This is a genomic window from Luteibacter sp. (genome assembly GCF_051958795.1).
GTDB lineage: Bacteria > Pseudomonadota > Gammaproteobacteria > Xanthomonadales > Rhodanobacteraceae > Luteibacter.
Genome location: NZ_JBQCFT010000131.1, coordinates 1 through 12,955, shown reverse-complemented (window position 1 = coordinate 12,955; position 12,955 = coordinate 1). Strand labels below are relative to the sequence as shown.

Annotated in this window: 9 protein-coding genes; 1 reads left to right on the top strand and 8 read right to left on the bottom strand. The window is 65.5% G+C overall.

The window, feature by feature from the left end:
* Nucleotides 1-171: 171 nt before the first annotated feature.
* From ACTHLF_RS07390 to ACTHLF_RS07355, 8 genes are all read right to left on the bottom strand, one after another.
* Nucleotides 172-993 (bottom strand): carbohydrate ABC transporter permease, encoded by an 822-nt coding sequence (locus ACTHLF_RS07390; RefSeq protein WP_440326186.1) that lies wholly within the window; start codon nucleotides 991-993, stop codon nucleotides 172-174.
* The gene (locus ACTHLF_RS07385; protein WP_440326184.1) at nucleotides 990-1,871 is read right to left on the bottom strand and encodes a carbohydrate ABC transporter permease; all 882 of its coding nucleotides are present in this window, start codon (nucleotides 1,869-1,871) and stop codon (nucleotides 990-992) included. Before ACTHLF_RS07385 ends, ACTHLF_RS07390 begins: the two co-directional genes overlap by 4 nt.
* Entirely contained in the window at nucleotides 1,868-3,151 is a 1,284-nt protein-coding gene (locus tag ACTHLF_RS07380) for a sugar ABC transporter substrate-binding protein (protein WP_440326182.1), read from the bottom strand. Before ACTHLF_RS07380 ends, ACTHLF_RS07385 begins: the two co-directional genes overlap by 4 nt.
* Nucleotides 3,151-4,647 (bottom strand): glucoamylase family protein, encoded by a 1,497-nt coding sequence (locus ACTHLF_RS07375; RefSeq protein ID WP_440326181.1) that lies wholly within the window; start codon nucleotides 4,645-4,647, stop codon nucleotides 3,151-3,153. Before ACTHLF_RS07375 ends, ACTHLF_RS07380 begins: the two co-directional genes overlap by 1 nt.
* 160 nt (nucleotides 4,648-4,807) lie before the next feature.
* Nucleotides 4,808-6,328, bottom strand: a complete 1,521-nt coding sequence (locus ACTHLF_RS07370; RefSeq protein ID WP_440326180.1) for a tryptophan halogenase family protein — start codon at nucleotides 6,326-6,328, stop codon at nucleotides 4,808-4,810.
* A 110-nt stretch (nucleotides 6,329-6,438) separates the two neighbouring features.
* Complete coding sequence (locus ACTHLF_RS07365) at nucleotides 6,439-9,459, bottom strand: TonB-dependent receptor (RefSeq protein ID WP_440326178.1); 3,021 nt, start codon at nucleotides 9,457-9,459, stop codon at nucleotides 6,439-6,441.
* A gap of 233 nt (nucleotides 9,460-9,692) precedes the next feature.
* Nucleotides 9,693-10,688, bottom strand: coding sequence for a LacI family DNA-binding transcriptional regulator (locus tag ACTHLF_RS07360; RefSeq protein WP_440326187.1), 996 nt, complete (start codon nucleotides 10,686-10,688; stop codon nucleotides 9,693-9,695).
* A gap of 300 nt (nucleotides 10,689-10,988) precedes the next feature.
* Nucleotides 10,989-11,576, bottom strand: coding sequence for a TetR/AcrR family transcriptional regulator (locus tag ACTHLF_RS07355; protein WP_440326177.1), 588 nt, complete (start codon nucleotides 11,574-11,576; stop codon nucleotides 10,989-10,991).
* Between the two features lie 91 nt (nucleotides 11,577-11,667).
* On the opposite strand from ACTHLF_RS07355, the gene ACTHLF_RS07350 reads away from it, so the two are divergent.
* A complete protein-coding gene (locus ACTHLF_RS07350) occupies nucleotides 11,668-12,855 on the top strand; it encodes an MFS transporter (protein ID WP_440326175.1) in 1,188 nt (395 codons plus the stop codon).
* Nucleotides 12,856-12,955 lie beyond the last annotated feature (100 nt).

Genomic DNA, 12,955 nt, shown 5'->3' with positions numbered 1-12,955 from the left:
GCGGCGCGCGTCCCTCCCGCCCCCCCCGCCCCGCGGCGGGGCGTCGGGGGGGGGGGGGGCGGGGGCCGGCGCCCGCGTGCCGCGGGCCGGGGGGGGGGGGGGGCGGGGCGCGCCGCCCCCCCCCCCCCCCCCCCCCCCCGCTCCTACAATGGCTCGTCGCACTCATGGGGGTTAGCCTTTGACGCTGCCCAGGAGCAGGCCTTCGAGGTAGTAGCGCTGCAGCGCGAGGAACAGCACGAGCACCGGCAGGATCGTGACGACCGAGCCGGCCATCATCAGTTCGCTATCCTGCACGTGCTCGCGGGAGAGCGAGGCCAGTGCGATCGGAAGCGTGTAATGCTCCTGCCCGGTCAGCGCGATCAGCGGCCACATGAAATCGTTCCACGCGGCGAGGAAGGTGAAGATCGCCAGCGTCACCATGATCGGCTTCAGCAGCGGCATGATGATCGTCGCAAAAATCCGGAACTCACCCGCGCCGTCGATGCGCGCAGCCTCCATCAGGTCATCCGGGATCCCGCTGGCGTACTGGCGCACGAGGAACACGCCGAAGATCGTGGCCAGCGCCGGCACGATCACCGCGCCGTAGGTGTTCACGAGCCCCATGTACTTCAACAGCAGGAACAGCGGCAGCATGGCCACCTGCGCCGGGATCACCAGCGCGCCCAGCAATACCTGGAACAGCCGCGCGCGCCCGCGGAATTCCAGCTTGGCGAACGCGTAGCCCGCCATCAGGTTGAACGCCAGCGACACCACGGTGATCGACGTGGAGATCAGCAGGCTGTTGAACAGGTACCGGCCCATGCCCGCGTTCATGAACAGCTGCCGGTAGTTCGCCAGCGTTGCATGCGTGGGCAGCACCGGTGGCGGCAAGGCGCTTGCCTCGCCCGGGGTCATGAATGAGACCGACACCATGTACAGCAGCGGAGCGATCGCGATGGCCGCCGCGGCGAACAACAGGCCGTTGATGATGGCCTTGGCAACGCGCGGGCTCATGCCGGCTCTCCCCGCTTCGACAGGCGAAGCATCGCGGCGGTCACCGCGAACATGATGACGAACAGGATGAACGCCACGGCCGAAGCCGAGCCCAGGTTCCACCACTTGAAGCCTTCTTCGTACATCAGGTAGAGCACCGAGGTCGTGCTCTGCAGCGGGCCGCCTTCGGTCATCACGTACGGTTCGGCGAACAGCTGGAAGTAACCCGAGACGGTGAGGATGCTCACCATCAGCATGGTCGGCTTGAGCATCGGCAGCGTGATGTGGCGGAACTGCGCCCAGGGCGATGCGCCGTCGATGCGGGCGGCCTCGTACAGATCGGCCGGAATGGCCTGCAGGCCGGCCATGAAGATGATCATGTTGTAGCCGAAGTTCTTCCACACCGCGAACAGGATGATCGTCGGCATCGCCCAGTGCGGGTCGCCCAGCCAGTCCACCGTCGGCATGTGCATCGAGTCGAGCACGTAGTTGATCAGGCCGTACTTGGTGTTGAAGAGATAACGCCAGATCACCGCGACGGCGACGACCGTGGTCACCACCGGCGCAAACAACGCCGTACGGAAGAACGGCTTGAACCGTGCCAGCGGCGAATTCAGCAGCATGGCCGCGCCAAGCGACGCCATCAGCGAAAGCGGGACGCCTACCACCACGAAGTACACGGTGTGGCCCAGCGCCGACCAGAACAGCGGCCGCTGCAGCAGGGTCCAGTAATTCTCCAGCGCAACGAAGCGCAGGTTGCGGATATCGGCCAGTGCATACAGGTCGAAATCCGTGACCGACAGCACCAGCGCCGCGACGACCGGCAGCAGGAAGAACAGCCCGAGGATGATCATCGCGGGCGTGATGAAGAGCCAGGCGGCGCGGGTGGTCGTGTTCATGGCGTTGCCTTGTGGCCGTGGTCGAGCATCCAGCGGCGCTTCTCGAGGAGGCGATCAGCGCGGCGGTCGATCTCCGCCGCCGCCTGGTCGATCGTGAGATCGCCATGCGCGGCCTGGGCCGCGACGAGCTGCATCTCCGTGACGATGCGTTCCCACTCCGCCACCGGCGGCGTCGCCTTCACGCGCTCGAGCTGGTCGCGGAACGCCGCGGCCTTGTCATCGTCGCGCAGCGCAGCGGCCTGCCACGACGTGCGGCGCGGGGGCATGTCGCCGAGGATCTGGTAGAAGCGCTCCTGGATCTCGGGACGCGACAGGAACTCGATGAGCGCCCACGCATCCTCCTTGTGCTTCGATTTGCGGTAGATCACCAGGCTGGATCCACCGGCGTTCGATGCGCCAGGGCCATCCGGGCCCGGCAACGGCGCGGTGCCCCAGTCGCCCTGCTGCTCCGGCGGCAGGCGCTTGCGGAACTCGCCGATATTCCACGGGCCGGAGAAGTAGAAGGCATAGAAGCCCTGGCTAAACGCGGCCCACGGGTTACCGATGCCGACATTGGTCATCATCGGCGCTTGTTGTTCCTTGAACAGCGAGACATAAAAGGCGAGCGCCTTCTTGAAGCCCGGGCTCTGGAAGTTGCCGTAGCGGCCGCCATCGCGCAGCAGCGGGTCGGGCTGCTGCAGCGCGAACGCAAGCAGCTGCTCGAACTCGTTGGTCGGCAGCAGCACGCCGAACGTCTTGCCCTTCGGCTGGGCCAGCTTCACCATCATCGCCTGCCACTCCGCCCAGTCACGCGGCGGGTGGTCGTAGCCGACTTTCGCCAGCAGGTCCTTGCGGTAGAACAGCAGGCGGGTATCGACATACCAGGGCACGCCGTACAACGTACCGTCGATCACGTTGGTCGACCAGATCGCGGGGAAGTAATCGGCCTTGTCGACCACCTTCGACGCAGCGACGCGCGCATCGAGCGGTTCGAGCGCATCCAGCGCCACCATCTCCGGGATCCACGTGTTGCCGAGCTGGGTGATATCCGGCGTGGAATCGCCTGCATACGCCGTGAGCAGCTTCTGGTGCGCAGCCGTCAGCGGCAACTGCTGTACCGACACATGCAGGCCGGGATGCTCGCGTTCGAACTCAGGCAGCAGCTTGAGCACGGCCTCGCCTTCACGGCCGATCGTCCAGAACTCCAGCGTACGCGTGCCCGCCTCTTCCTTCGCGCACGACGACAGCGCCGCGCTGGCGAACACCAGCGCAGCGACGAGGCCAAGGCGGGCGGCGCGCATCACCACAGGGCGGAAGCCGTCTCGGCATCCAGCCAGCCACCGGTGAAGCCGGCGCGCTGCAGGCCCTTGCGGATGTACGGGTTCTTCTTCATCACGTTCCAGATGAACTCGCTGCGGTAGTTCTCGATCATCAGCACGATCGGACCCTGGTCGATGCCGAGGTGCACGGTATCGGCCCAGCCGAAGCCCGGCACCAGCTGGCCGGTGCGCAGGTCGGTGTGCGTATCGAAGCTCTGGTTGAACGCGTCGACGAAGCCGTACTTGGTGTAGATGTACTGGCCGTACTTCTTCTTCATCTCCTCAAGAGCGGGGATGACGATCTCGGGCGCGAAGGCGATGGAGCCACCGGCCGCCATCGGAGCGATCGTGCCGTCATCGGAGATGTAATCGAGGCCGGCGCCACGGGCGGTATAGCCCTGGAACGTGCGCTCCTTGTCACCCTGCTTGATGATCAGGCCGCCGGGGCCGTTCGATGCGGAGAGGCCCCAGATGTTCTTCCCATAGCCCTTCCAGCCGCCCGGGTTGGCGACGGCATAGGCCTGCTGCGAGTACGTGGCGCGGCGGCTGTTCTCGAAGTAATCCAGGCCCTTCTCGCGGTTCCACGCATCCTTGATGCCGCGGAAATCGACCCAGGTGTGGGTGAACTGGTGGCCGAACAACGGCGCGAAGTTGAGGAAGGTCTGGCCGTGGAACTCACCCCAGGTCCTGTCGTACGTCTTCGTCCAGGCAGCCCACGCATCGTCGCCCACCGGGTGGGTCGGCGAACCCAGCGCCAGGATGTAAACGAGCATGCCTTCGTTATAACCGGCCCAGTCGTGCGGAATCATCTTGCCGCCCGGCGTCCAGCCCATGCTGATCAGCGGCGCATTGTGCTGCAACCAGGTCCAGTCCACGCGGCGGTAGATCTGGTCGGCCAGGTCGCGGATTTCCTTTTCCTTCGGCGTGTCGTGGTCGAAGTAGCTCTGCGAGAACAGCACGCCGCCCAGCAGCAGCGTGGTATCCACCGACGACACTTCCACCCAGCGCGCGAAGCGCTTGCCGGTCTTCATGTCGAGGAAGTGGTAGTAGAAGCCGTGGAAGCCGGTGGCGTCGTCCTCGGAATCGTTCTGCGCCGACTCGTTGAAGAACTTCAGCGTCGCCAGCGTGCGGTCGATCGCCTGCTCGCGGGTGATGTAACCGCGCTCCACGCCGACGCCATAGGCGGTGAGGCCGAAGCCCACCGAGGCGATCGAGGCGAAGGAGTCGGTCGGGTAGTGGTCGGGGATCAGCCCGTTCTCAGGGTTCGCGCTGTCCCAGAACCACTGGAAGGTGCGCTTCTCCAGGTCGGCGATCATCGGCGGGACCGGGTGCAGGTCCTTCTCGAGGCGCGGCGCGGTAGCGGCCGGCTTCGCCTTGGTGGCGGCCTTCGGGGTCTCGCGGGCCATGGCCAGGGGGGCGGCGCAGGCCATCAGGGCGGCAAGGGCGAGGGTGAGGCGCTTCGTCGTGGAGGCTTTCATGGGGGTGTTCCCTGGATCGGTTGAGGCTACAGCGGCCAGCGTGGGGACGGTGGCGGTGTAAACGTTTACGTCGCGAGGCCCGAATAAGGCCCCGAAGGGCCCTGGTCGATGCCAAAACCATACGGGGCGCCACCCCCGCTGTCCATGGCTAAAGCCGTGGTCATGCGGTGACCTGCGGTGCCGGGCATTCGCGGGCGATGAACTGCTCGTGGGCGGGCATCAGGTCCACGTTCTTCGAGACCACCTCGCGGACGCTGGCCATGAAGCGAACGAGGTCTTCTTCCGGCATCTGGTCGACCAGTGGGTGATAGCCGCTCGGCATGATGCCCTGGCCGATCATCACCTGGACCCAGCTGACCACGGCGAACATTTCCTCGGCGTTGCGGAAGAAGCGACCGCTGTGCCGGAACAGATCGATATTTGCCTGCAGCGATGCCGGGATCGGCATCGTCCGGCAATGGTTCCAGAACGGCGTGTCGTCGCGCTCGGTGGCCTTGTAATGCAGGACGAGGAAATCACGGATGCGCTCGGCCTCGAAGCGCGCCTGCTCGTTGTAGCGGTCGACCAGCACGGGGTCGATATCGCCGCTCGCCGGCAGCAGCTGGAGCAGGCGCGAAATACCCGACTGGATCATGTGGATCGATGTCGATTCCAGCGGCTCCATGAAGCCACTGGCGAGGCCCAGCGACACGACGTTGCCGATCCACGGCTTGCGCCGCACGCCGGTCACGAAACGCAGCGGCTTGGGATCCGCCAGCGCGGGACCGTCGAGGTTCGCCAGTACGGTCGCCGCGGCCTCGTCGTCGCTGATGTACTGGCTGGAGTAAACATAGCCGTTGCCGGTGCGGTGCTGCAGCGGGATGCGCCACTGCCAGCCGGCGCCACGCGCGGTGCAACGCGTGTACGGCGTCGGCGGGCCCACCTTCGCACAGGGCACGGCCACGGCCCGGTCGCACGGGAGCCACTGGCTCCAGTCTTCATAACCGGACTTGCACGTGCCTTCGATGAGCAGCCCACGGAAGCCGGTGCAGTCGATGAACAGATCGCCGGAGATGCGTTCGCCGCTCTCCAGGCGCACTGCGCTGACGTGACCGTTCTCCGGATTCGTTTCGACTTCGCGCACCTTGCCTTCGATGCGCTGGATCCCGCGCTCTTCAGCGAACTGGCGCAGGAACCGGGCATAAAGCGCGGCATCGAAGTGATAAGCGTAGGCGATGCTGCTCAGCGGGTTGTTCGCAGGCACATCGGTCGGCGCCGGCATGAACTTGCCACGCATGGCGGCGACCGTGTTGACCGAATAGTCGAGCAGGTCCCCGGCCTTGCCCATCAACCGGGCCTTGATCCAGTACTGGTGGAACGGCAGCAGGCCGACGTCGTGGCCCATCGTGCCGAAGCCGTGGACATAGCTGTCGCCCACGCGGAGCCAGTCGCGGAACTCGATGCCGAGCTTGAACGTGCCTTGCGTGCGGGCGACGAACTGCGCCTCGTTGAGGCCGAGCAGCTGGTTGAACGCCTTGATGTGCGGGACGGTGGCTTCGCCGACCCCGACGATGCCGATCTCTTCGGATTCGACGAGACGGATGCGAGCCTGGCGGTTCATGGTGCGGGCGAACGCCGATGCTGCCATCCAGCCGGCCGTGCCGCCACCGACGATAACGATATCCATGGTGCCGTTGCCCATGCGCGTGAACCATCAAGCCAGGAATAGAAAGGCGCCCGCGGGGAGACTCGCGGGCGCTAAGGAGGTACACCCGGTCATGCAAGCCAGGTGTACCCATACAACATGCGCGTTTAGAACTTGAAGCCCGCGGTGATCTTCGCCGTGCGGGGCACACCCGTGATGTTGCCCTGCTTGTTGTAGACGACCGGAGCGCCAACCGCGCCGGCACCGGAGTTGGAGGTGTAGTCCGCGAAGTTCTTCCAGTTGAACACGTTGAGCAGGTCGATCCGGACGTAGAACTTGGTCTGGTCGTTCGCATCGATCACGAAGTCCTTCGTGGCCTGCAGGTCGATCTCGCGGTAGCCCCAGATCTTGCCGCCCACCAGGAACTTCGATGCTGCCGGTACACCAGCGATCGGCCGGGACGACTCGCCACGCGAGTAGTAGCACCCGGCGCCGCAGCTCTCGAAGCCGTTCCACGGCAGCGGGGTCGCGACGATCAGCTTGCCGGAGAAGGTGAAGCCCCACGGACCATCGAGCGAACCGGTGGCGACGAAGCGGTGCTTGGCCGCCGCATTCGACGTGATGAACGGGTAATCCTTGATCGAGCCGTAATCGAACGAGTAGTGCTCGTTGATATCGCGGTTCTGCTTGGCGTGGCTGTACGTGTACGAGAAGTTCGCGCTCCAGCCCGAGTCGCGGGTGTACGGCTTGTCGGCCGACAGCAGCACCTGCGTGGTCGCGGTACGGATGCCATTGTCACCGCGGATCATCGAGCCGAAGCCCGGGATGCCGTTGTTCCAGGGCTGGCCACCGTTCTGGAAGAACGAGCCATCCGGGTAACGGTTACCGAGCGTGAAGGCGAAGCCGTCGTACGAGAGCACGCGCGTCACAGTCGCGTCGGTGTTCCAGTCGCCCAGCTTGTTCGACATGCCGATGCTGAACTGGTCCGAATACGGTGCGCGCAGGTTGTTGTTGAGGATGTCGACTTCCTGGCCCAGGTTCGTACCGCTCACCAGACCCTGCAGTACCGGCAGGCCATTGAGGAACGCCGGATCCCACGCGAAGCAGCTGTTCTGGCCCGGCACGCAGGGGTGGCTGGCCGTGTTGATGTTGATCTGCTGGTACGGCAGCGCCGACTTGGTCTGTTCCAGCTGCAGGTAATCGTAGAGGTTGCGGTCGTACGAACGGCCGGCACCACCGTGGATCACGTGCTCTTCGTCAGCGAACAGGTCATACGAGAAACCAAGGCGCGGGGCCCACTGGTTCTGCGCATGGCGGTTGCTGCCGTTGCTGATGTAGTTGTTGTAGTCAATACCACCCTTCGCCAGGGTCTGCGCGTACGTCTGGCCGGGGAACTGCGCCTGCGCAGCCGGATCCAGCGAGTTGAACCCGTTGATCACGCTCTGAGGCGTCACCCAATCGAGGTACGACGGGGTCTTTTCCTTGTCCCAGCGCACGCCGAGGTTCAGGGTGAGGTGATCGTTCACCGACCAGTCGTCCTGGATATATGCGCCGTACTGCTTGTCCTTCGTTTCCGACACCGGGTTAAGGCCCGGCACCGGGTTCGAAAACTGGATCTTGTACGGGATCGCTTCGGTGCCCGTGTCGTCCACGCTGTAGGTGTACTGCGGATTCGTGTCCTGCGCGTCCTGGGCGTGCAGGGTCACTTCCTTGTACTTCCAGCCCATCTTCAGCACGTGGTCGCCGTGCCAGGTCAGGTCGTTGAAGGTGAAGTCATCCGAGATCATCGGACCTTCCTGGCCCTTGATCTGCGTGGCCAGCGGCGAAGCGGCGCCGATACCGATGATCGCGGCATCGTTGGCGGGCTTGTAGGTGTAGTTGTAGCCGTTGGCGTAGTTCACCGGCAGCGGGTCGTTCGACGAGTTCTCGTACGAGGCCTTGAACTCATTGAAGTACCAGTCACCGCTGTGCTGCCAGCGGAAGGTGCCGCGGGTATCGTGGTTCTCGGTGAAGATGGACTGCGAGACCGACTGGCCCTGGCCGATGTTGTCGGCCTGCGTTTCGCGACGAACCTGGGTGCTGATCTCGATGCGGTCGCGGTCGCTGAATTCCCAGTCGATCTTGCCGAAGTACAGCTTTTCATCGAACGGCAGGCTGGCGGAACCGAACGCGTTCTGCGCCGCCGTCGGCAGCAGGCCGATGGCGCTGGCCGGTGCATCGGAGCCCGGGCTCACCGTGATTGGCGTATCGAACTTCTTCTGCTCGAAGGTGACGAAGAAGTGCATCTGGTCCTTGATGATCGGACCGCCCAGCGCGAAGCCGTATTCCTTCTCGAACGAACGCGCCTTGTCGCCATCTTCTTCCGACGGCGTGCGGCTGCGGTACTTGTCCGAGGTATAGGTGTCGAACACCTCACCGTGGAACTCGTTCGTGCCCGACTTCGTTTCAGCGGTGATCGCGGCCGACGAGACCTGGTCGTACTCGGCCTTGTAGTTCGAGGTGATGACCTTGTACTCGCCGATGGCGAGCTGCGGGAACGGGTTGCCCTGGCTGTTCACCTGGCCCGACACACCGCCCTGCTTCACGTAGCTCTTCTGGCCGACGCCGTCGATGAAGACATTGACCGAGCTATCGTTCTGAGCGCCGCCACGCAGCGAGGTGTGGCCCTGCGCATCCACGCTGAAGACCATGCCCGGCACGGTATCGGCGAACTCGAGGAAGTTGCGCGAGACCTGCGGGATCGTCTGGATCTGGCGCAGCGAGATGGTCTTCGCCACTTCCGGGGTCTTCACTTCGGTCAGCGTCGAGGCGCTCACCGTCATGCCTTCCATCGCGGTTGCGTTGGCTGCGTTGGCGGCCGGTGCTGCCGACGAGGCAGCGAGGTTCAGCGTCGCGGTCGAAGCGACGGTCAGCGTGACGTTCTGCTGAGTACCGGGGCCGGCATCCACCTGGTACGAGGCGGGCGGCAGACCGTTGATGATGTAGTTACCGTCAGCGCCGGCGGTGGCCTTGCGGGTGAGGCCGGTCTGCGGGTTGAACGCGGTGACCTGCGCGCCCGGCGTGGCCTTGCCCTTCAGCGTCGCGGTGACGGTCTGCGCCATTGTCGCGGTCGGTGCAACGACCGCGGTGATGCTGGCGGCGATGATGCCGCACAGCAGCTTCTTCTTCATGTGCTTCGAAGCGTTCATGGTACCCCTCTCTCCCAATCCTGTTCTGTGTGTGTGACCCGGTCCGGCTGGGCACGGATACGACGGTCGACCTTGCGGTCGTGTCGCGGTGGTCGTCGCCACCTCTTCAAAGGCGATCTACCCCGTATCCCCGCCCGTCCCGCATGCGGACCGGATGGTTTTCTCTATCCATCAATGACGCCGTCCTGGGTTCCAGCCACGGCCCGGCAAGCCGCGTAATGCATCCGACGAGATCAGTTCGCTCGTCGGCTTGCCTTGTCGCTGGCGCCACAGGAGGCGCGTACGACGAGTTCGGTACCGATCACGGCGCGCGGCTCTGGCACGGCGTCATCAGGTGCTTCGATCATTCCCGCCAGGCGCTCCAGCGCGGCCTCCCCAAGCTCCGCGATGCGCACGCGCACCGTCGTGAGCGGCGGCGATACGTATCGCGCCATCGGAATATCGTCAAAGCCGGTGACGGCGATGTCTTCGGGCGTGCGCACGCCTGCCTCGGCCAGTGCCGAAAGCGCGCCAAAGGCCATCATGTCGTTCGCGGCGAAGATCGCATCGGGGCGCGGCGACATCGCCAGCGCTTCCTGGGCTTTGCGGTAGCCGGATTCCTCGGTGAAATCGCCCTGCAGCACGATGGCGTTTTCGCCGAGGCCCGCCGCGGCGAGGCCTTCGAGGTAACCGCGCAGGCGCTCCTGCACGTCATGGTTCACGGCCGGGCCGGCGATGAAAGCGATGCGTTTCCTGCCGTTTCCAAGCAGGTGCTCCACCATGGCCTTCGCGCCGCCGAAGTCGTCGACGTCCAGCGCCGCATGGCGCTCGGAGCGCACATGGCTGTTGATCAGTACGGTGGGGAGGACGATCGGCAGGTTCTCATCGAGGAACGCCGCATCGGCATGCGGTGACATCACCAGCAGGCCATCGACGCGACCCTGCATGGCGCGCAGCGCGATGGCCGCCTCGGTGGCATCACCGTGCGAGCTGGATACCAGGAGGTAGAGGCCGCGAGCGCGCGCGGCGAGATCGATACCGCGGATCAGCTCGGAGAAGAACGCGCCGTGCAGGTCGGGCAGCAGCGCGCCAATGGTCTGGGTACGGCGGGTGATCAGGCTGCGCGCCGCGCTGTGCGGCACGTAGCGCAGGCGCGCGGCGACTTCGCGAATCCGCTTCTGGGTTTCAGCGGTCACACCGCCATGGCCATTCAGTGCGCGCGACACGGATGCCACCGACACATTGGCCATCCTCGCGACGTCTTTGATCGTCACACTCACGTGGTCTTCGCCCTGCGCCCCGACCCCCGGGGTTCGACGGCGCGGAACGTAAACGTTTTCACCAGCCGTGTAAAGCTTGTTAAATCAAGGGGTTGTTGCACTGCACGAGTAAACGTTATTACGTGCAATACCACTTGGGGTGGTGACGAAAAAAGTTGCGATTATTCAGATTGTTGGGTGGTCTTGCCTAGACTTTTGCGGTGCAGCACGCATCTTTGCAAAACGTTCACCTTTTTGAATGGCTGTCTCGGCAGGTAAAGGGCCGAAAAATCACCCTCTGGGATGCCTGGCCAGCAGCTCGTCGAGCCAGCCAACTACATCGTCGGGCGTGGGCGTGCGGGCGGCGAAGAGCAGGTGGTACATCATCGGCGCGACGATGCCGTCGATGATCACGGCGGTCGGCAGCGGGCTCTCCCCGCGACCCAGCGCGCGGGCGTGGATCAGGTCGATCTGGGTCGTGCAGTACAGCAGGCACTTGCCCGTGTTCTCCGCGCGCGGCGCACCCAACACGTCGCGCAGCATCGTCCGGCCGGGGCCCGAAGACATCTCGTCGCGGTACTGCTCCAGCCAGCTGGCCAGGTCGCCACGGTAGCTCCCGGTATCCGCCGGCTCGCCCTCGGGGCGCAGCTGCTCAACGGCCACATCGGCCAGCAACTGCGATAGGTCGCCCCAACGGCGATAGATCGTCGACGGCGTGACACCAGCGCGCGTCGCGACGGCCGGCACGGTCAGGGACTCACGCGGGCCTTCGGCCAGCAACTCGCGGACCGCCTGATGGATAGCGGCCTGCACGCGCGCGCTGCGACCGCCCGGGCGTGGGCCGGTGGCGCGGGGAAGCGAGGGTGGAATGGCATTCATGGCTGCCTAGCATACTCCTAAACGCTAAATAGTCGCTTTAGAGGTGGTTCGGCGTAGACTAACGCTCAATCTTTGCCTTTAGGCACTCCCCATGAATGCCCCCGCTGTCCGGCGGCCGATGGCCGTCCACACGTTCACCCTCATCAGCTTCATCGCCGCCTCCACGGCGCCAACGCCGCTGTACCGGCTCTACCAGGCGGCCTGGCATTTCACGCCGACCCTGCTCACGGTGATCTTCGCGGTGTATGCGTTCGCGCTACTGGCCGCCCTGCTCTTCGGCGGCCGGTTGTCCGACCACCTCGGGCGCCGGCCGGTGATCGCGGCGGCGATCGCGCTCGACATCGTCGCGATGCTTGTTTTCCTCCATGCCGATAGCCCGGCATGGCTGATCGTGGCGCGCACCCTGCAGGGCATCGCCACCGGCGTGGGCATGGCCACCCTGGCCGCGGCCATCCTGGACCTCGACCGCCAGCATGGCGCCACCATCAACAGCCTCGCGCCGTTGATCGGCCTGGGCGCAGGCGCACTGGGCAGCACGGCGTTGGTCGTTCTGGCGCCGGCACCGCTGCACACGGTGTACGTGGTGCTCATCGGACTGCTCGCGCTGGCGCTGGTGCTCACGAAGACCGCGCCCGAGACCGCGTCCGTCAGGCCCGGCGCCCTCGCCAGCCTGCGCCCGCAGGTCGCGGTGCCGGAGCGTGCGCGTCCCGCGCTCATGGCGGTCACGCCGTTGAACGTCGCGTTGTGGATGCTCGGTGGCTTCTACCTGTCGCTCATGCCATCCCTGGTGGCTAAGACCACCCACTCGACCTCACCGTGGATCGGCGGGATCGTGGTGACCGCGCTCATGCTGAGCGGCGCGGGTGCGGTGCTCCAGGGGTTGCGCCACCCGGCCATCCGCTCGCTGAAGCGCGGCGCGGTCATGCTCGCCAGTGGGCTGGTGCTTGTCCTCGCCGGTGCCAGCCTGGGTTCGGGCGCGTTGCTGATCGGTGCATCGGTGATCGCCGGCGCGGGGTTCGGCGCATCGTTCCTTGGCGCCGTGCGCAGCGTCATGCCGCTGGCCGAACCCCACGAGCGCAGCCGGCTGATGGCCGCCTTCTATATCCAGAGCTACCTGGCCTTCAGCGTGCCGACCATCGCCGTGGGCGCGATCGCGCAGCACTACGGCCTGCTCACCGCGATCAACCTTTACGGCTGCATCATCATCGCCTTGACCGTGGCGGCACTGGCGTGGATCGGGGTGCGGGCGCACCACGTGCATGCGCCGGCCGCGCCGTGAGACGAAGTCCTGTGGGAGCGGGGGGGGGGGGGGGGGGGGGGGGGGGGCGGCCCCAACCCCCCCCACCCCGCCCCCCCCCCCCCCCCGCGGGCGGGGGGGG